Source organism: Thiemannella venezuelensis, assembly GCF_014203605.1.
GTDB classification, from domain to species: Bacteria; Actinomycetota; Actinomycetes; order Streptosporangiales; family Streptosporangiaceae; genus Planomonospora_A; species Planomonospora_A venezuelensis.
This window is the reverse complement of the sequence record NZ_JACHJJ010000003.1, coordinates 71,037-90,472: the sequence shown is the minus strand read 5'-3', so window position 1 is coordinate 90,472 and position 19,436 is coordinate 71,037. Positions and strand designations below refer to the sequence as shown.

Annotated in this window: 17 protein-coding genes; 8 read left to right on the top strand and 9 right to left on the bottom strand. The window is 71.5% G+C overall.

What is annotated here, in order from left to right:
* Positions 1-25: 25 nt before the first annotated feature.
* Positions 26-4,180 (top strand): FxSxx-COOH system tetratricopeptide repeat protein, encoded by a 4,155-nt coding sequence (gene fxsT, locus FHS22_RS06100; RefSeq protein ID WP_184939189.1) that lies wholly within the window; start codon positions 26-28, stop codon positions 4,178-4,180.
* A 107-nt stretch (positions 4,181-4,287) separates the two neighbouring features.
* Complete coding sequence (locus tag FHS22_RS06095; RefSeq protein ID WP_338047617.1) at positions 4,288-4,521, top strand: DUF397 domain-containing protein; 234 nt, start codon at positions 4,288-4,290, stop codon at positions 4,519-4,521.
* Positions 4,522-4,583: 62 nt separating this feature from the next.
* Here FHS22_RS06095 and FHS22_RS06090 read toward each other — a convergent pair whose 3' ends face one another.
* On the bottom strand, positions 4,584-4,787 hold the full coding sequence (locus FHS22_RS06090; protein WP_184939621.1) for a DUF397 domain-containing protein: 204 nt from the start codon (positions 4,785-4,787) through the stop codon (positions 4,584-4,586).
* A gap of 209 nt (positions 4,788-4,996) precedes the next feature.
* Here FHS22_RS06090 and FHS22_RS06085 point away from each other — a divergent pair, with 209 nt between their 5' ends.
* On the top strand, positions 4,997-5,227 hold the full coding sequence (locus FHS22_RS06085; RefSeq protein WP_260407712.1) for a DUF397 domain-containing protein: 231 nt from the start codon (positions 4,997-4,999) through the stop codon (positions 5,225-5,227).
* On the opposite strand, the gene FHS22_RS06080 is transcribed toward FHS22_RS06085, so the two are convergent.
* Positions 5,215-6,408: a 5'-methylthioadenosine/S-adenosylhomocysteine nucleosidase family protein gene (locus tag FHS22_RS06080; protein WP_184939188.1), complete on the bottom strand. Its 1,194-nt coding sequence runs from the start codon at positions 6,406-6,408 to the stop codon at positions 5,215-5,217. The two genes, FHS22_RS06085 and FHS22_RS06080, sit on opposite strands and share 13 nt — an antisense overlap.
* Before the next feature lie 151 nt (positions 6,409-6,559).
* Here FHS22_RS06080 and FHS22_RS06075 point away from each other — a divergent pair, with 151 nt between their 5' ends.
* Entirely contained in the window at positions 6,560-7,210 is a 651-nt protein-coding gene (locus FHS22_RS06075; protein WP_184939186.1) for a hypothetical protein, read from the top strand.
* A 47-nt stretch (positions 7,211-7,257) separates the two neighbouring features.
* On the opposite strand, the gene FHS22_RS06070 is transcribed toward FHS22_RS06075, so the two are convergent.
* Positions 7,258-8,715, bottom strand: a complete 1,458-nt coding sequence (locus FHS22_RS06070; protein WP_184939185.1) for a flavin-containing monooxygenase — start codon at positions 8,713-8,715, stop codon at positions 7,258-7,260.
* A gap of 244 nt (positions 8,716-8,959) precedes the next feature.
* Positions 8,960-9,130: a hypothetical protein gene (locus FHS22_RS06065; protein ID WP_184939183.1), complete on the bottom strand. Its 171-nt coding sequence runs from the start codon at positions 9,128-9,130 to the stop codon at positions 8,960-8,962.
* 174 nt (positions 9,131-9,304) lie between these two features.
* On the opposite strand from FHS22_RS06065, the gene FHS22_RS06060 reads away from it, so the two are divergent.
* On the top strand, positions 9,305-10,147 hold the full coding sequence (locus FHS22_RS06060) for an SURF1 family protein (RefSeq protein ID WP_184939182.1): 843 nt from the start codon (positions 9,305-9,307) through the stop codon (positions 10,145-10,147).
* A gap of 47 nt (positions 10,148-10,194) precedes the next feature.
* The gene (locus tag FHS22_RS06055; protein ID WP_184939180.1) at positions 10,195-10,506 is read left to right on the top strand and encodes a DUF3817 domain-containing protein; all 312 of its coding nucleotides are present in this window, start codon (positions 10,195-10,197) and stop codon (positions 10,504-10,506) included.
* 153 nt (positions 10,507-10,659) lie between these two features.
* Here FHS22_RS06055 and FHS22_RS06050 read toward each other — a convergent pair whose 3' ends face one another.
* The 5 genes from FHS22_RS06050 to FHS22_RS06030 form a co-directional block, all read right to left on the bottom strand.
* A complete protein-coding gene (locus FHS22_RS06050; protein WP_184939179.1) occupies positions 10,660-10,851 on the bottom strand; it encodes a hypothetical protein in 192 nt (63 codons plus the stop codon).
* 156 nt (positions 10,852-11,007) lie between these two features.
* Positions 11,008-12,333: a protein kinase family protein gene (locus FHS22_RS06045; protein ID WP_184939177.1), complete on the bottom strand. Its 1,326-nt coding sequence runs from the start codon at positions 12,331-12,333 to the stop codon at positions 11,008-11,010.
* 49 nt (positions 12,334-12,382) lie between these two features.
* The gene (locus FHS22_RS06040) at positions 12,383-13,894 is read right to left on the bottom strand and encodes a serine/threonine-protein kinase (RefSeq protein ID WP_184939176.1); all 1,512 of its coding nucleotides are present in this window, start codon (positions 13,892-13,894) and stop codon (positions 12,383-12,385) included.
* Positions 13,895-13,987: 93 nt separating this feature from the next.
* Positions 13,988-15,712, bottom strand: a complete 1,725-nt coding sequence (locus FHS22_RS06035) for a serine/threonine protein kinase (protein WP_184939681.1) — start codon at positions 15,710-15,712, stop codon at positions 13,988-13,990.
* On the bottom strand, positions 15,709-17,337 hold the full coding sequence (locus tag FHS22_RS06030) for a protein kinase domain-containing protein (protein WP_184939174.1): 1,629 nt from the start codon (positions 17,335-17,337) through the stop codon (positions 15,709-15,711). Before FHS22_RS06030 ends, FHS22_RS06035 begins: the two co-directional genes overlap by 4 nt.
* A gap of 244 nt (positions 17,338-17,581) precedes the next feature.
* On the opposite strand from FHS22_RS06030, the gene FHS22_RS06025 reads away from it, so the two are divergent.
* Positions 17,582-18,523 carry a GNAT family N-acetyltransferase gene (locus tag FHS22_RS06025; protein ID WP_184939172.1) on the top strand — a complete coding sequence of 314 codons (942 nt, stop codon included), beginning with the start codon at positions 17,582-17,584 and terminating at the stop codon, positions 18,521-18,523.
* Positions 18,524-18,665: 142 nt separating this feature from the next.
* Positions 18,666-19,355, top strand: coding sequence for a response regulator transcription factor (locus FHS22_RS06020; RefSeq protein ID WP_184939171.1), 690 nt, complete (start codon positions 18,666-18,668; stop codon positions 19,353-19,355).
* Positions 19,356-19,436: the final 81 nt, after the last annotated feature.

Below are 19,436 nucleotides of genomic sequence, written 5' to 3'. Positions count from 1 at the left end.
CCACGCCGGGATGGGCTGGCGGGAAGTGAGCGATCTGCTCTGGCTCGCCGCCCAGGTGACGGGGTGGTCCGGTCTGGCGGACGAGCCTCCGCCGCCGACCGGTCCTCCGGCCTCGGACGAGCCGGAGACCACACTGCCCGGGGATCGTCCGCAGCTGGAGCCGCTCCCCGCAGCCCCCCGGGATGCCGTCTCCGGAGTCATCGCCGCCACCTCGGCGTCTCCCGCCGAACCGGTCGCGACCACCGGCGTCGGCATGGTGGCCGGGACCCCGCCGACTGTCCGCCGTCGCGGGCTCGCCGCGGCCCTGCGCTCTCTGCGCCGTACCGTCCCCTCTGCGCATGTTCCCGCGGAGCTCGACGAGGAGGCGACCGCCGAGCGGGCCGCCCACGATGGCCTCTGGCTGCCTGTCTTCCATCAGCCCGGTGAGCGCCTCATCGACCTGGACGTGGTTATCGACAACGGGCGGTTCACCTTGCTCCACCGGGCGGAGGCTCTGGGCTTCGTCGGGGTGCTCGCCGACTCAGGGGCCTTCCGCAGGGTACGCGTGCACCTGCTCGACACCGACCAGGAGACGGAAGACGACCTGCTGTTACGGAGTAGTGATGCGGGCCCACCTGCCCCGGCAGCCAGACTCGCGCTGCCCAGGAGGACGCGACGCCGGCTGATCGTCCTGATCACCGACGGGGTGGGCGACGCCTGGCACGGCAGGGCCGTCCACCGTCTCCTAGCCCGCTGGGGGGAGTCCTCCACCGTCTGCGTCGTGCAGCTGCTGCCTCCACGGCTCTGGAAACGCACCGGCATCGACGCCGACCGGGCCGAGCTGCGCAACCGGGAGCCCGCCGCTCCCAACATCCGGTACAGCCTCGCCCGGCGGCCACCGGGCGGGGTGCCGGTCCCCGTGCTGGTGTCCGACACCGGCCAGCTCCGGTCCTGGGCGGAGTTCGTGATGGCTGCACCCGGCCGGTGGCGGGGCGCGGCCATAGTCTGCACCTCCGGCGAACGGGCGTCTGACGTGCCCGAGGTCGAGCGGGAGCTCTCGGCCGAACAGCGGGTCGAACGCTTCCGGCTGGGCGTCTCACCGACGGCCTTCCGACTGGCCGTGCACCTGGCCGCGGCCCCGCTCACTCCGCCGCTGATGCGCCTGGTGCAGCGGAAGCTGGTGCCAGGGGCCACCGGTGCGCACCTGGCCGAGCTGCTGGGCAGCGGTCTGATCCGGCTCACCGACCAGCGCAGCAGGGATCTGCCCGTCGCGGGCGGCCTGCCGTACGACTTCGTGCCCGGTGTGCGGGAGGAGCTGCTGCTATCGGGGCGGCGTTCGGACACCGCTCAGGTGGTGGCCGTCGTCGCCGACCATCTGGGGGAGGAGGTCGAGGAGCTGCGCGGGCTCCGCGAAGTGATCATCTCCCCGGGGAGCGCTGATCCGCCCGAACTTCCCGAAGATCTCTTCCCACTGGTCGAGCCCGCGGTGTCCGCGCTCGAGGCGATGGCGGGTCCCTATACGAGACCCGCGCGCCTGCTGAAGGATGCCATCACCGGTGATTCCGGAGACGATGACGACAAGCGTGAGCCGGTGGGGGCGGGGTACACCTCCGACCGTGATCCCGCCCGGCCGGAGGACAGCGTCTACCAGCACGTCGCAAAGGAACCCCTTGATCCTTTCGGAGTGGCCGTCAACATGAGCGCAGTACCTCTCGCACCGAAACGTGAGCCGGACCAGCCGACGCCGGTATGGAACATCCCGCAGCGCAATCCCAGCTTCACGGGGCGGGAGGAAATGCTGGAGCTCCTCCACGAGCGGCTCTCCGCCGGGACGACGGCGGTGCTGCCGGAGGCCCTGCACGGGCTGGGCGGCGTGGGCAAGTCGCAGATCGCGATCGAGTACTGCTACCGCCACCAGAACGACTACGACCTCATCTGGTGGATTCCCTCCGAGCGCATGCCCGTGGTGCGCCAGGCGTTCGTTGACCTGGCCGTCCATCTGGAGCTCAACGTCAGCGAGCCGAGCGTGGCCGTGCCCGCGGTCCGGGAGGCGCTCCGGCTCGGCCGGCCGCACGCAGACTGGCTGCTGATCTTCGACAACGCGGAGGACGTTGAGGAGATCCGGCGTTTCTTTCCGACCAACGGGCCCGGGAAGATTATGATCACCTCTCGTTCCCGTGACTGGTTCTCCCATGCCGCGCCGCTGGAGGTGGACGTCTTCACCCGGGAGGAGGGCCGGGAACTGCTCCGATTGCGCGGACCGGAGCTGAGCCTCGATGCGGCCGACGAGCTCTGCGAGCGGCTGGGTTATCTGCCGCTGGCGATCGAGCAGGCGGCGGTCTGGCTCTCCGAGAGTGGGATGCCGATCGAGGAGTATTTCCGGCTCTTCGACGAGAAGCGTAATGAACTCCTGGAGATCGAGGGCTCCGCGGTGCCGGTGGCGGTGGCGTGGAACGTCTCCTTCGACCGGCTGCGCCAGAGCCATCCCGCCGCGCTTCAGCTCCTGCAGGTCTGCGCGTTCTTCGCGCCCGAGCCGATCCCGAGGTCCCTGCTCACCGGCGGTCGAGATCTGGAGGGCCCGCCGGAGCTGCTGAAAGTGCTGCGCGATCCGATCGAGCTCGGCCGAACCATCCGGGCCATCGGCCAGTACGCGCTGGCCAAGGTGAACTACCGGGACAACACGATCTCCCTGCACCGGCTGGTGCAGCGTGTGGTGACCAGTCGGCTCACCGGGGACGAGGAGGAACTGTTTCGGCACTGCGGGCACCTGCTGCTGGCCAACGCCGACCCCAAGGCACCCGGCGACCGTGCCCAGTGGGCGAAGTACCAGGCGCTCTACCCGCACGTTTACACCTCCAGACTGGAGGACTGCGACGACTCATGGGCCAGGGACCTCTGCCTCAATATGATCGACTTTCTCTACCTGTGGGGAGATAACGAGGCATACCGAGCGACGGCCCGCCGTGTAACGGAGACATGGGCCGCGGTGCTGGGACCCGAGCACGACGCCACCCTCGCCGTGGAACTGCGGCTGGGCCGTTCACTGCGGCTCTTCGCCGACTTCGTTCCGGCCTACCGGCACCACCTGCACGTCAGAGACGTGCTGCGTGACCGGCTCAGTCCCGATCACGAGCGCACTCTGGAGGCCCAGGGCTATCTGGGGGCCGACCTGCGTTATCTGGGCCGTTTCGAGGAGGCGCTGGAGACCGACGAGCATGCCTACACGACTCTCCGCCGCCGCTTCGGTCCCGACGACCCGCTCACCCTGGAGCAGGGGCATCTCTTCGCCATCGACCTGCGGCTCAATGGCGATCCAGTACGTGCCAGAGAACTGGACCGGGAGATCTTCGGCCGGAAGGAGGAGGTGCTGGGCCCCGACCACCTCAGCACGTTCAGCTCACGCGCCGCTCTGGCGATCGACGAGATGGAGTGCGGCGACTATCTGAAGGCCCACCGATTGCAGGAGCGGCACACCAACGAGATGCGACGGCGGTATCAGAACTCCCATCCCGCCGCCATGGACGCCATCGCTCTGCTCTCGGTGATGAGCCGCAAGGCAGGCCTGCATGACGAGTCGCTGAAACTCTCCGAAGAGGCGATGTCGCTGTTCCAGGCCCGGTATGGGGAAAGGTATCAGAATACGGTAGCGATCTCCCTCAACCACGCGGTGAACCTGCGGCATACCGGTGACCTCGCCACCTCGGTGGAGATCGGGAACAAGGCTAGGCAGGACTATGAGGGCATCTTCGGTACGGAGCATCCCAACACGCCGACCGCCGATGTCAACGTGGCGGTCAGCCTGCGCCTGATGGGGCAGGTGGAGAAAGCGTACGAGCTGGACCGGAGAGCGCTGGATACCTTCACCCGCCTGCTCGGCCCGGATCACCCCCGCACTTTGGTCTGTGCGGTCAATCTGGCCAGTGATCTGTTCGAGCAGGAGAAGTACGACCAGGCTCTGGCTCGCGACCGTGACACCTTGCAGCGGCTCCAGCGGACCTCGGAAAATCACCCGACAACCCTCGCCTGCGCACTCAATCTCAGTCTCGACCTGCGGGCTCTCGGGCAGGAGAGCGAGGCTGCGACCCTTCTCGCCGAGACACTTGCCGGATATCGACGTGTGCTGGGCGAGGGCCATCCCGCCACTGTAGCCGCGGCAATGGGAGAGCGGGCAAATTGCGATATATATCCAATCCCGCTGTAAAAATACCAGTAAAAGATTTTTTTAATTGCATAACCATCGAGCCGTGAGACGGACGACGTTGTCTATCTGCTGGCAGGTTCCCCCAGGCGGACCCGGAGTCGAACAACGTGATCAACAGGGCAGAGCTCGCGCAGGCCGCGTGGAAGAAAAGCGCGCAGAGTGATCAGCAGGGTGGCTGTGTCAGTGTGGCGAACCTGGGCACACACTGCGCAATCAGGGACAGTAAGAACCCTGGCCGATGGTTCCTGGTCTCACTGCCGTCCTGGCGGGCCTTTGTCGCGGGGGTGAAGCGGGGGGAGTTCGCCCCGGAGGGCAGCCGGGAGACCTCCCGGGAGGGCTGATCGGCCGGTTCTGCCGGAGCACAGAGTCTGGCTCTTCCGCGCCCCGGCCGGGTCGGACCGGGTCAGACCGAGCGCGATTTGATCGCCTCGGTGAACGCCGACCAGGACTCTCTGGTGAATATCAGGTGAGGGCCACTCGCGTTCTTCGAGTCACGGACGCCCAGAAGATCGCCAAGCTCGGCGACCTCGACGCAGGTGCCGAACTCCTGTTCGGTACTGTAACTGCTCTTGCGCCATACGGGACCGCGCGACCCTCTATTCTCCATCAGAACCCCTTTCTTCTTTTTTGGTGAAGAACCTACATGAAAAGGATCTACTGTGACCGAGAATTGCACACAGTAATCAGTCGACTACTCTAGCGGCAGGCTCTTCGGTCCAAGTGCCGGGGCCGGCTGGGCGGGGTAATTGTGGAATATCGGTCAGAGGGCTGTGTCGGCCGAAGGTCAGGTCCGTCCCGCGGGGCTACGATCTGCGCATGGAGCAGATCAAGCCCTCGGCCGATGCGTTCGACCTCGATGCGGCTGACTGGATGACCGGAGCGACTGACCAGGCCATCGCGGACCCTGTCCAGATCGCCTTCTGTGGGGAGTCGATCCTCATGCGGAGCGGGGCCGGTGAGGGCAGCCCCGTCCTGGTCTTCACCCAGGCCGAGTGGGACGCCTTCGTGGCGGGGGTGCTGGACGGTGAGTTCGATTACGAGGACTGACCGTCCAGGAACAGTTCGATCGCGATGGCGAGGTCGCGCACCGGAAGCGAGCCCTCTCCCTCCAAGCCGGTGAGCACCGTGATGAGCTCGTCGAACCCCGACCCGTGGTCCTTGCAGATGTGGGCGAGACTGTACAGTGCGGGACGGTTGCGGGGGTCGCGGGCCACCCGGTTCCTGATGGACGGGCGCATCATCTGAAGCACGATGTCGCGGTCGCCCGGCGTCTGGAGCGATGAGACGCCTTCCATCACGTTCACGAGGTCGAGCAGTTTCGGAGTATGCACGGCCGTCCCGGAAGCAGCCGACTCCTGCCAGCCGTCGTCGGGTCCGCTCGCGGCAGAGTGAGACTCCGCCCCGCCCAGGGCGTCCAGCAGTGCCCGGAGGTACGAGGCGGCGGCCAGTGCGGAGTACGGCTGCCAGCGATCCGTTTTGCAGGAGTCGCCGTAGTCGCTGATCCCCCGGATGACAAGGCACTGCCGTCCGTTCAGCGCGCTGCTGACGGCGACGCCCGCGGCCTCCATCTCGATCGCCACCAGCTTCGGGTGGTTGCGGATGATCTCGTTCCGTCGGGCTTCGCTGCGCAGCAGCTCGTCCCCGCTGCCGATTCGGCCGTAGACGACGAGAGGCTTCCGCTGCCCCTTCCGGGCGTGCGGATCCGTGGCGGCCGGTGGGCGCCGGTACATGGGGGCGGGAAGCGACCGGAGCCACTGCTCCCACGGGCGCTCACCGCGCTCCTGTGCCTCCTGGATCCGTCTCACGCCACGAAGGAGGAGGGGTGAGGCGGCGAGCGGGTCGCCACGCGGGGCGGTGCCGTCGTCGGTGACCCGGACATGGCCGTAGTGGACCACCCCTTCGCTTCCCACCGCGATGTCACCGAGCCGTATGTCCTGTTCGGGATCGCCGTCGCAGGGCGCACCCAGTGCGATGCCACACATCACGATTGCGCGTACACCGGGGAAGCTCCGTGTCAGATGGGTGCATGCGTCGGCGGCGGCGGGGTTGCCGGTGGTAACCAGACTGGTCGCCACGACCGGGCCGCAGCCGAGGACGGCGGTGACGTAGCTGGTCGGGTCGCCGGGGGCGGACTGTTCCGTCACCTCGCCGAGGACGTGTCGTACGGCCGCGGCCTCGATCGGGAGGGCGGTGATCACACCGATGACGGGGGAGAGGGAGCCGGTCATCCATCACTCCGCGGGGATAGGGCGGGGACGAGATCTCGACTCCACTCTAGATCGGAACAGGAGGCCTGAGCGGAATATCGCATAACGCGTCGTACAGCGATATTTCATATAAGGAGAGTGCCCGTACCCCGCCACGGCTCGGGAGTAGCCCATGCAGGAAATGATCATCGGAGTGGTCAGCTCGCTGGTGGCCGCCGCGCTCGTCGTCATGGCGGGCTGGCTCGGCGCGTCCAGGCCCCGGCGGCTCCTCATCCACCTGCTGTCGAAGATGACCGGCATGGGAGTCGAGCGTTCCTACCCGGACCAGAAGGCCGCCAACGCCGATCTGGCGGCGGATCTCCGGGAGGCCCGCTGGGTACGGGTGCTGGCGGGACGGGGTAACGAGTTGACCCGCGACAGTTTCCAGGCCCTCTGGCGGCCGGGGCGCGAGCGCCTGGAGTCGGTCGAGGTGCTGCTGCCCGACCCGGATGACACCGGGGGCTGGTTGCGGGCGCGAGGGGAGGAGATCCGGCGGAGCGACCCCGGGTTCGACGCCGGTGTCCTGGCAGAGCAGATCTCGGCCAACATCACCTATCTGTCGACCGTGTCGGGCCGCAACCCCGCGGTACGGCTGCGCCTGTTCGACGCCCCGCACAGCTGCCGTGTCATCGCCACCGACCAGGTCGTCTACTTCACTCCGTACCTGCCCGGCGCGCACGGGCGCAACTCGCCCTGCCTGGTCTTCCGCAGCGATGGGGTCATGTACGAATATGCACTGCAGATCTTCGCCCGCCTGTGGCGGGCGGCCACCCCTGTGCCGTGAGGGCCGGGATGCGGACCGGCCGATCCGCCGGGCCCGGTGGGTCGAACTCAATGGATGAGCTCGTAGGCCCCGGGCTGCACCTTCCGGGTCCGCGCCCAGTACTCGAAGGTGAACCCGGGCCAGGTCGTGCGGTTGACGCCGTGCTCGTCGAGGTACCAGCTCCGGCAGCCGCCCTCGCTCCAGATCAGGGCGTTCAGCCGCTCCTGCAGGCGGTCGTTGTAGGCCCGCTGCGCCTCGGGGCGGACGTCCAGCGCCCGTGCCCGGCTCTTCGAGAGCAGCCGGAGGCAGTCGATCACGTACCTGACCTGGGACTCGATCATGAAGACGACCGAGTTGTGGCCCAGGCCGGTGTTCGGGCCGAGCAGGAAGAACAGGTTGGGGAAACCGGCGGTGGTGATGCCGTAGTAGGCCTCGATGCCGTTCTGCCAGGCCTCCTGGATCTTCAGGCCGTTCCTGCCGATGATCCGCTGCTCGTTCAGCGCGTCGGTGACCTTGAACCCGGTGCCGTAGACGATGGCGTCGACCTCGGTCTCCCGGCCGGTGGCGTCGACGATCGAGTTCTCCCGGATCTCGGTCACCGCGTCGGTGACCAGCTCGACACCGTCCCTGGTCAGCGCGGGATAGTAGTCGTTGGAGAGCAGGATGCGCTTGCAGCCGATCGTGTAGTCCGGGGTCAGCTTGGCGCGCAGTTCCGGGTCGGCGACCTGCCGCTCCAGGTGGCGGCGGGCCACCACCTCCTGGAGCTTCATCAGGCGCGGGTCGATCGTGAATCCGAGCGCCCGCGCCTCCAGCACCCAGTAGATCGAGTTGCGCAGCGCGCGGGCGGCCCCGGGCAGGGAGAGGACGCGCCTGGCCCGGGAGGAGAGCTCGAAGTCCGGCTTGGGCTGGATCCACGGGGGCGTGCGCTGGAAGACCGTGAGCCGGGCGGCCTGCTCGGCGAGCCGGGGGACGAACTGGACGGCGGAGGCGCCCGTGCCGATCACCGCGACCCGCTTGCCGGCCAGGTCGACGGAGTGGTCCCACTCGGCCGAGTGGAAGGCCGGGCCCCGGAACCGCTCGCGGCCCGGGATCTGCGGGAGGGACGGCACGTGCAGCGCGCCGATGCCGGAGACGACCGCGTTGGTGGTGAACGCCTCGCCGTCGCCGGTGGCGACGCGCCACTCGTGGGCCGCGTCGTCGTACTCCAGCGCGGTGACCTCCTTGCCGAACCGGAAGTGCGGGGCCAGGCCGTACTTCGCCACGCAGCCGCGCATGTAGTCCCAGATCTCGGACTGCGGGGAGAACATCCGGGACCAGCCGGGGTTGAGCTCGAAGGAGAAGGAGTACATGTGCGAGGGGACGTCGCAGGCACAGCCGGGATAGGTGTTGTCCCGCCAGGTGCCGCCGAGGTCGGGGGCCTTCTCCAGGATGACGAAGTCGTGGTAGCCGGCCTCCTTCAGCTTGATCGCCATGCCGATCCCGGCGAAGCCGGAGCCGATGATGGTTATCCCGGGGCGAGTGCTCATCCGCTCTCCTTATTGGACTTAGAGTCCAATGTAGTTGGCGCGGCTCGGGGTCGTCCATACCTGGCTTGCAGTGAAGCACGTCACACCGACCGGTCGGTACGGCCGGGGCGCGAAAAACGCCCGGGAGCGGAGAGCGGACCTCCGGGCAACGCGAAAAGCGCCGAGGGCGTGGCCTTCGGCGCTGGCGGCGGCTCGTCCTCCCGGAAACGTACGGCCCGCGGGGGCGTCCGGCCGGGAGGGGTTCTCAGATGACGAAGTAGGCGGCGACCGCGGCGATGAGGATCACCGCGACCACGGCAACAGCGATCAGCAGGGCGGGCGAGCGCTTCTCCGGCGCGGCCTCCGGCTCGTTCCGCTGCGCGAAGGCGCGGAACTGCTGGGTGTTCCCTGCCGGATCGATCTGCGGTTCAGACATGGGTCGACTTTAGCGATATGAGACGACTTTTCAATATGGCGCGCGGCACTCCACCCGCCATCCATGCCGAACCGGATGGGAAGCGGGACGGAGTGCAGCGCGGCGCGGACGCGGCGTGAACCCGGACGCGGTCCTGGGGGCGGGACCGCGGGTGCGGGCGGATAGCGTGGTGTCATGCTCCGGATCCTGTTCTCTCCCCGCGTGGCGGTGCTCCACCTGCTCGCGGTCGGAGCGCTCGTCGTGTGCGGGCTCCTCGGCCGCTGGCAGCTCGGCGTCTTCGAGGACTCCGGCAGGCCCCAGGCGGCCGTGGACCCGGCCCCGGTGGCGGTGGGCACGCTCTCCGCCCCCGGCCGCCACCTGACGGCCGACGCGGTCCGCCGCCAGGTGACGGCGGAGGGGGCCTTCACCGCCGACCGGCAGCTCCTGGTGGCCGGGCGGGACGACGGCCTGTGGATCCTGACCGCGCTCGACCTCGGCGACGGCACGTCGATCCCGGTCGTGCGCGGCTGGGTGGCCGCGGAGGGCGACCCGGCGACGGCCGTACCGGAGGGGAAGGTGACCGTGACCGGCCGCCTCCAGGCCTCCGAGCCGACCGACAGCGTGCGGCGCGTCCGGGTGCCGCAGGGGCAGGTGCTGACCGTGTCCTCGGCCGAGCTGATCAACCTGTGGCGGGGCGTCAGGCTCCGCGACGGCTTCGTGATCGCCACCGCCCAGTCCCCGGCCCCGGCCGTCGCGGCGAAGCCGGTCCCCGTCGAGCCGCCGACCTCCGAGGGCGTGCTCACCTGGCGCAACCTCGCCTACGCGGCCCAGTGGTGGATCTTCGGCCTGTTCGCGGTCTTCATGTGGTGGCACTTCGTGCGCGACGCCGTCCGCAGGGGCACGGCCGCGCCGGAGACGGAACCCGCCCCGGCGGCCGGGCCCGCGCCGGATCCGGAGCCCGGTCCCGGGGCGGCGGCGGACTCCGGGGCCCCGGCCGGCCGCGAGACCGACCCCGAGTCCAGACCGGCCGCCGTCTGACTCCGCATATCGTTGACCGTCCGAACCCCAGACCGAGGTAGACAACCGTGGAATCCGCCCTCAAGCCCTTCCGAGTCCTGGCCTACGTCGTCGGCGTGATGCTGCTGGTCCTGACCGTGTGCATCGTGCTCCGCTACGGCTTCGGCATCGAAGGCCCGTCGAAGATCGTCTCCCCGATCCACGGCTTCCTCTACATGCTCTACCTGGTGGCGACCATGAACCTGGGCATGAAGGCCCGCTGGTCGTGGCAGTACATCCTGGGCGTGATGCTCGCGGGCACCGTGCCGCTGCTCTCGTTCGTGTTCGAGCGCAAGGTCACCCAGCGGGTCGAGAGCGAGCTCGCCGCCGCGGCGGCCTGAGGACCGCGCCGCCCGGGTCCGGCCCGTACGGCCTGCGTCGCCGTACGGGCCGGGCCCGCCGCACGGGCCGGAGCCCGCGCAGGCTCCCCGCCGCGAGGGGAGCGCGCCCGCCGGAGCGGGCCCCCGCCGCGGCCGGGGAGGCCGTGCGGCCGGTCAGCGGCCGATACCGCGCCTGCGCACGCGCTTGAGCCGCTGGCGCTGGGACGGGTCGAGCATCAGGTAGCCGACGACCGGGGCGGCGACGACGCCCAGGAAGACCAGCATCGCGATCCAGTTCGGCAGGAAGATCCAGGTGAGCAGGACGGCCGCCCCGGCCCCGACCGCGTACTTCTGAACGGGTGACATTCTCGACATCCTCCGAACGCGGAGCCCGCGCCCCGCCTGCTGCCATTCTGCGTCGTCCATCCAACGTACGGGCCCACCGCCCCGGTTCCATTCGAGATATATCTCAGCTTTCGCGAGGTCGCCGGCGGTCCGGAGGGCGGCGTTCCCTCCGGCCGCTCAGCCCTGCCGGCTGAGGACGTCGAGGATCCATCGAGCGATCTTGAGCCCGCCGTCCCGGGTCGTGCCGCCGGGGTCTTCGGAGCCGTTGCGCGAGTACTGCACGACGATCACCGCGTTGCGCGCACGGAAGGTCACCGTGGTGAGGTAGGTGAGCCCGTTCGTGACCTCTCCGGTGAAGGCCTCGTCGCCGATTCCGGGAACCGCCTCCGGAGGCCGTACGACGGTGAGCGGGAGCCCCTGGCCGGAGGTGGTGCGCTCGGCGGTCTGTTCCCGGAACCGGATGTAGTTCTCTTTCGCGACCTTCTCCGAGGAGAGGCGGAAGGCGTCGAGTTCGAGCGTGTAGACGAGGTTCTGGGGAACGCCGGAGGTCCAGAGCCATTTGCACTTCTTCTTGCTGTGCTCGGACGGGGTGGACGCCAGTTGCAGCTCGGTCCTCTGCTCTTCCGAGATGAGGGAGCAGGGATCGGGCAGCTCGGCGAAGGACGCGGGGAGCGTGACGGGGGCGGCGGTGGGACCGGTGGAGCCGGTGGAGCCGGGCCGGAGCCAGACCAGGACGCCGGTCAGGAGGACGACGGCGACGGCCGCGGCGGAGGCGCCGACGAGGAGGGGCCTGCGGCGGGAGGGGGCCGGGCGGGGGGAGAGGCCCTCCAGGGCCAGGCGGACGGAGGTGGCGTCGGGGCGGTGGGCCGGGTTCTCCGCGAGCAGGCCGTCGAGGAGCGGGGCCAGGGGGCCGGAGCCGGTGGAGCCGGTCTCCGGGGAGGCCAGCGGGGTGCCGTCGGCCGTGCGGACGCTGGAACCGGTCCCCGGCAGGCGGCCCTCGACCGCGGTGAACAGGGCGGCGCCGAGGGTGCGCAGGTCGTCGGCGGGGGCCGGGGCGGCGACGCCGGTCAGGACGACGCGGCCGTCCGGGGCGAGCAGGATGCTGTCCGGGGTCGCGGTGAGGCGCAGGCCGCGCTCCTGGGCGGCGGTCAGGGCGTCCAGGACCTTCAGGCCGACCTCGGCCGCCCGCGCGGTGGGCAGCGGGCCCTCGGCGCGGACGGTCTGCATCAGCGAGCGCCCCTCCGCGGCCTCCAGGACCAGCCAGACCCGGTCCGGAGCCGTGATCACGTCGTGCAGCGCGACGACGCCGGGGTGCCGGAGGTCGGCCGCCGCGCGGATCTGACCCATCAGCCAGTCGCGGTGCGGGCCCGGAGGCGGGAGCCGTACCTCGGAGATCGTGACGTCGCGGTGGAGGGCCTCGTCGCGGGCGCGCCAGCTCGCGCCGGTGTGGTCGCGGCGCTCCAGCAGGCGGTAGCGCCCGGCGAGCAGGCTCGGATCGCTCATCGAATCCCCTCGAAGCGTGGAGACCCCGCCTTCAGAGGTGGGGAGGGAGTCAACCTCGCCGCTCCAGTCCCCGGGCGACGAGCTTCGCGGCGCGCAGGGCGCCCCGGCGCAGGGCGGCGGTGGGCGGCTTTTTCTCCACCGAGAGATCCACCGTGACCAGCAGGTTGCTGGAGCGGAAGCGGACGGTGCCGGAGGAGATGGAGTCCACGGCGTTCACCTCGTAGGCGAACGCCTCGTCGCCGACGCCTGCGACGTCCCTGGGCGGGCCGGCCGAACCGAACGCGCCGCTCCCGGCGTCGGCTTCGGTCCTGCCGCGTTCGGCGGCGAAGAACTCGTGCGCGACCTCGGGACCGGTCTTCCCCCGGACGGGGGCGTGCGCGGTCAGGGAGACGCGGATCTGCGGGGCGCCGTCGGCGCCCTCCCAGAGGCAGGAAGCCTCCAGTTCGAGCTGGTGGTTGGCCGGCATCGGGGCCGGAGAGGCGCCGGGGACGAGGCTCCGGGCCTGCTCGTCGGTCAGCAGGGAGCACAGCTCGGGCGCGGCGGGGAAGCGTCCCGCCCGCGGGTCGGGGCCGGTGGGGGCCGGGTCGGGCGTCCGGGCGCCGTTCATGGTGAGGAGCACCGCGGCCGCGGCCCCCGCCGCGACCGCGGCCAGTCCCGCCCCGGCGATCAGCCCGGTACGGCGCCGCCTCGGCGGCGGCCGCTCCGGCGACTCGGCGGGAGGGGAGAGCGGTCCGGCGGGCAGGCCGAGGGCGACCTGGCGCAGGGCGGCGCGGAGCGCGGTCTCGCCGGGCCGCTCGCGCGGGTCCTTGGCCAGCACGGCCAGCAGCACCGGGGCGAGACCGCCGGCCCGGCCGGGATAGGGGGTCTCCTGGGTGAGCACCGCGCCCAGGGTGGCGACGGGCGTGCCGCGGTGGAACGGCCCCCTGCCCTCGACGGCGGCGTACAGCGTCGCCCCCAGGGACCACAGGTCCGCGGCCGGGCCGTCGCCGGTGCCGCGCAGCCGCTCCGGGGCGATGTAGCCGGGCGAGCCGACCAGGGCGTCCGGGGAGGTGAGCTGGGCGTCCCCTTCGAGGGTGGCGATGCCGAAGTCGGTCAGCAGCACGCCGCCGTCCTGGCTGAGCATGATGTTGGCGGGCTTGACGTCGCGGTGCATGATGCCCCGCCCGTGCGCGAGGGAGAGCGCGTCGAGCATGGCCGCGCCGATCGCGGCCACCTGCTGCGGCGGGAGCGGCCCGCCGGAGCGGATCGCCTCGTCCAGGGAGTGCCCCCGGACCAGGTCCATCACGATCCAGGGCCGGTCGTCCTGGGCGATCACGTCGTGCACCGCCACGATCGCCGGGTGGCTCAGCCGGGCGGCGGCCCTGGCCTCGCGGAGGGTGCGCTCGCGCATCTCGGCGCGGTGCGCCGCGGGAAGGTGCGAGCCGAGCCGGACCTCCTTGATCGCGACCTCGCGGTGGAGCAGCTCGTCGCGGGCGCGCCAGACCGTGCCCATCCCGCCCTCGCCGAGCTTCTCGACCGCCCGGTAGCGGCCCGCGAGCACGGGGAACGCGCCGTCGCCCATCAATCGCCTCCAACGTGGGGGACCCCGGTCCCCGGGGACCCTGAGCCGGCCGCCCCGCGGACGACCGCACCGGAGCGGAGAAGCACGGGCGCGTCAGCCATGGTCCTTCAGGGCCTCGGTGACCCAGCGGGCGACCTTCCCGGCGTTTCCCGCGATCTTGCCGTCGGGGTCCCCCTTGACGCCGCCCCGCTCGTACTCGACCTCGGCGATCAGGTTGCTGACCCGGACGACCACGGTCACCTTGTAGGACCCGCCGTAGAGGTTGAACGGGCTGTGCGAGGCGGAGATGAACGCCTCGTCGCCGACGCCGGCCATGTCCTGCGGCGGCAGGGGCTTGGGCGTGGCGAGCCGCCCCTTGTCGACGGTGTCCTTCTTCTTGCCCGCCAGGTACTCCTTCGCCCGGGTGATCCCCGAGGCGTCCTGCTTCTGGGCGACCAGCCGGACCCGCAGGTCGTACTTCTCGACGTTGGGCTTGCGCCAGTCGCTGGTGAGCCAGTTGCACTCGGCGACCTCGACCTCGGAGCTCCGGAAGGCGGGCACGACCTCGCCCGCCTGCTGGTCGGTGAGCAGGCCGCAGGCGCGCGGTGCGGCGGCGAAGCGCGCCGCGGTCCCGGCGGTGGGACCGGGGGCGGCCTCCTCCTCGCCGGAGCCGGCCAGGACCGGGGCGAGCAGCACGCCGATGGTGACCGCCATGCCGGCGAGCAGCACGCCGGTCAGCGCCACGACCGAGCGGGGCACCAGCACGCCCTTGCGGATCACCGAGCGCTCGGTCGGAGCGGTGGAGTCGACCGGTGCGCCCGGGGGGGAGGCGTCCCGGAGGCCGGGCGAGGAGAGCGGGACGAGATCCCGCGAGGCCGGAGCACCCGCACTCGCAGCACCCGCACTCGCAGCATCCGCGGTACCGGGAGCCGTGACACCGGGAGCCGTGACGCCGGGATCCCCGGAGCCGGGACCCGCCGGGCTGGGGTCCGCGGGGCTGGGGTCCGCGGGGCTGGGGTCCGCGGGGCTGGGGTCCGCGGGGCTGGGGTGCGCGGGGCTGGGGTGCGCGGGGCCTTCCTGCGATACGGGCGCCGGAGCCCGGAACGGCGCCGTCTGCCGGTGGGCGTCCGGCGGTGCGGCCTCCCCGGACGTGAAGGGCTGTGAGGCGACCAGCGTCGCGTCGGGTGGGAACGCCGCGGGCTGTGAGGCGACCGGCGTCGCCCCCGGCGGGAGCGCGACGGGCTGCGGCGGGACCGGGGCGGGGGAGGGCCGGGAGACCTCCAGCAGCTCCCTGCGGAGGGTGGCGGGATCGGGCCGGAGCGCCGGGTCACCGGAGAGCAGCCGGAACAGCACCGGGGCGATCGGCCCGGCGTTGCGGATCGGGGCGCCGGGAACGGGCGGCTGCCCCTCGACGGCGGTGTAGAGCGTCGCGCCCAGGGCCCACAGGTCGGAGGCCGGGCTCGCGATGGCGTCGGGGGCCGTGTAGGCGGGGGACCTGAGCGACGGATCCGCGAGGAGCACCTGGTCGTGCGGGCCGATCAGCACCGAGCCCGGCCGCACGTCCCTGTGCAGGATCCCGTAGCTGTGCAGTCTCCCGAGCTGCTCCAGTACCGCCAGTCCGATCGCGGCGGCCCTGGCGGGCGGCACCGGCCCGTCCCGCCCGATCAGGACCTCCAGCGACGTCTGCCCGCCGTGCCCCCCTCCGGGTGCGCCGGAGCCCCCGCCGGAGGCGTCCGGGGCCGTGCCGGAGGAGCCGGGTCCGGGAGCTCCGAAGCCCTCCTGGCCGGACGGGGGGCCGGCGTGCCTGCCCTGCCGCCGGGGCGCGTCTGCCTGACTCATCCCGCCGCCTTCTGCTTGTTCAACGCCTCCGCGACCCAGGTCGCGGCCGTGCGGGCGCCGCTCTGGATCGCGGGGCCGTCCTTGGTGCCGTCCACCACGGTGTAGCCGACCTCGACGACCAGATTGTCCACGCGGAGCGTCACGTAGGTCTGTTCGAGCCTGCCGGTTCTGCGGTTCTCGTAGACGTCGTAGCCGAACGACTCCTCCCCCGCGGACCGCACCGCCACGGGGCCGGTGCTCCTGGCGGATCGGGATCCGGCCGAGATCTCCGGCCAGCTCCAGGCGATCTGGCCGTTGGGGATGGCGGCGTTGCGCTGGTTGACGAAGAGCTCGTGGGCCTGGCGGGGGCTCTTGCCCCACTGCCCGTCCGAGCCGGCGGGCTGGACGGAGAGCCCCTTGCCGGAGGTCGTCCACTCGCAGCCGCCCTTGTTGGTGGGCTTTCCCGCGCCGGTCAGGGCGGGCAGGAGCTGCTTGACCCGTTCCGCGGGGAGCAGCGCGCACAGGTCGACCGGGGTGGCGAAGGCGCCGGGCTTCTCGCTGAGCCTGACCGGTACGGCCTCCGCCGGGCGGTCGCCGGTGAGGTTGACCACGGCCGCGGTGGCCCCGATGACCGCGGCGACCGCGGCCACCTCGGCGGCGGCCCAGAGCAGCGCCCGGCCCCTGCGCGGGCCCGGGTCCCGGCGGGCGGGGCGGCCCGGCGGGAAGGTACGGCCCGGCCCGGTGGAGGCCGCGGGCGACGGGCCGGGGAGGTCCGCCGGCGCGGGGAACGCGGCGGCCGGGCGGTCGAGGGCGATCTCCTTGAGCGCCTCGGCGACCTCCTCGAAGGACGGCCGGGCCACGGGCAGGGGGTCCAGCATCCGCATCAGCACCGGCCCCAGCGCGCCCGCGAGCCCGGGGGGCCGGGGCGGCTCGGTGAGCACCTTGCTGAGCGCCGAGATGGGAGTCTCGGCCGGATGCGGGGGCACTCCCTCGACGGCGAAGTACAGGGTGGCGCCGAGCGACCACAGGTCGGAGTAGGGGCCGCCGCGCTCGCCGCGCAGCCGCTCCGGGGCGATGTAGTTGGGGGAGCCGATCAGGCGGCTGGTCTGCCCCGAGGTGGCGTCGCCCTCGGCGACGGCGATGCCGAAGTCGGTGAGGACGGCCTTGCCGGTCCGGGTGAGGAAGATGTTGCCGGGTTTGACGTCCCGGTGCAGGACTCCGGCGGCGTGCGCGGCGACCAGCGCGCTGAGGATGCCCACGCCGACCCGGGCCGCCTGGATCGGCGGGAGCGGGCGCCGCTCGGTGACGGTCCGCTCCAGGGACTCCCCGGTGAGCAGTTCCATGACGATCCACGGGCGGTCGTCCTCGACGACCACGTCGTGGATGGTGATGATCGACGGGTGCTTGAGCCGGGCGGCCAGGTTGGCCTCGCGGAGCGCGGCGGCGAAGACGTCCTGCCGCTGGAGCGGGGGGAGATCCGGCGGGAGCCGTACCTCCTTGACCGCCACGTCGCGGCGGAGCATCTCGTCGGCGGCGAGCCACACCGTGCCCATGCCGCCCTCGGCGAGCGGGTTGAGCAGGCGGTAGCGGCCCGCCAGCACCTGCGTGTCGATCCTGCTCACCTCGTTCGCCGTCGTGTCGCGCACAGAAAGATAGTCACTTAGCAGGATATGGACCAATGGAAAGGCCTTTGTCAGTTCATGGAGGTTCCCTGGTGCGGCCGCCTCCCCGCGGTACTCCCTTGAAGCCGGAGTCCGTGATCGGTAGCCTGGTGCCCCCTTCGAGGCACGAGGAGGTGAGGAGCAAGATGTCCACCCTGATGACGCGCTCCCACGCCGGGCGGCAGACCGCCTGAGACCGGAGAGCGCACCCGCTCTTACGGAGTTCTTCTTGTCCGATCTGGTTTTCCGCCCCATCGAAGCGGGCGAGCTCGACCTGTTCCACAGCTACGCCACCCCGCCGACCTCCGGCGTGGGCGCCCGCAGCCTCCCCTTCGAGAAGCTCGGCTACCGGCACGACCGGCTCTGGGTCGCCCTGCGCGGCGACGAGGTGGTCGCCCGGGCCGGATTCTGGGGACCGCCGGACCACGCGCACCCGTTCAGCCTCGACCTGTTCGACCCGGGCGCCGGTCCCGACGGGATCGAGGCGGGCGCGGCCCTGCTCAGGGCCGCCTACGCCGCCCTGGTCACGCCCGACTACTCCTCTCCCTCCGGCGACCGCCCGGACTACCACCTGTTCCTGCCCGCCGACTGGCGGGAGCGGCCCGACGCCCTGGCCGACGCCGAGGCCCGGATCGCCGCCGCCGAGCGGGCCGGGCTCCGGCGGCGGGTGGAGCGGCTGAACCTGCGCTGGACCCCCGAGGACGGCCTGCCGCCCCGGTCCACCCGGCTCACCTTCACCCCGGCGGACGACGACGCGGTGATCCTGGACCTGCTGGCCCGGATCCTGGTCGGCAGCCTCGACGACTGGGACCGGCGCACCCTGCAGGAGAAGGGGCCGCAGGAGACCGCGCGGGAGGCGCTGGAGGAGCTGCTCGACTTCCCCGGCGGCCGCGGCCGCTGGCGGTTCGCCCACGACGCCTCGGGCGAGCTGGTCGGGATGGTGATGCCCACCCGCAACTCCTTCTCCGCGACGATCGGCTACATCGGCGTGGACCCCGCCCACCGCGGGCACCGCTACGCCGACGACCTGGCCGCCGAGGCGCTGCACATCTTCAGCGCCGAGGGCGAGCCCCAGGTCAGCGACAACACCGACGTCGGCAACGCGCCGATGGCGGCCTCGTTCGCCCGGCTCGGCTACCGGGTCGTCGGCCGCCGGATGATCCTCGCCTGACGGGACGCGGCCGGGCGGCTCCGGCGGGATCCGGTCCCGGGGTCCTGTCCGGTGCCCGACGGGCGGCCACCGCGGACGGCCTGCGCGGAATCTTCACAATTCCGTGCAAGCCGTCTGCACAGACCGGTCCTAAGCTCGCGGCATGGCGACTCCCCAGCAACGACGCGTCCTCGTGGTCGAGGACGACGAGACGATCGCGCGGGCCGTACGGAACCGGCTCGTCGCGGAGGGCTTCGACGTGCGCGTCGCCGGGGACGGGGAGGAGGCGCTCGCGGCGTACGCGAAGGCCGAGCCCGACGTGGTGGTCCTCGACCGCCTGCTCCCCGGCCTCGACGGACTGGAGGTCTGCCGCCGCATGCAGGCGGCCCGGCCGGTTCCGGTGCTCATGCTCACCGCGCTCGGGGAGGAGACCGACCTGCTCGTGGGGCTCGGGGTCGGCGCCGACGACTACATGACCAAGCCGTTCAGCATGCGCGAGCTCGTCGCCCGGGTGCACGCGCTGCTGCGCCGGGTGGAGCGCGCCTCCCAGCTGGCCGTGGACGACACGGTCCTGCGGGTGGGGGAGGTCGAGATCGACACCGCCGAGCGCCGGGTCTACGTGCGGGGCGCGGAGGTCCAGCTCACCCGGACCGAGTTCGACCTGCTGCACCGGCTGGCGGAGCGGCCGGGGCAGGTGTTCGAGCGGGAGAGGCTGCTCTCCGACGTCTGGGGCTTCTCCGAGGCCGCGGCCACCAGGACGGTCGACAGCCATGTGCGGGCACTGCGCCGCAAGCTCGGCTCCGGGGTCGTCCGCACGGTCCACGGGGTCGGCTACGCCCTCGTCCGGCGGTGACCGCCGGAGGTGACCATCGACAGCGACCATCGACAGCGACCATCGACAGCGACCGCACCGTGACCGTGCCGCCGGGCCGTC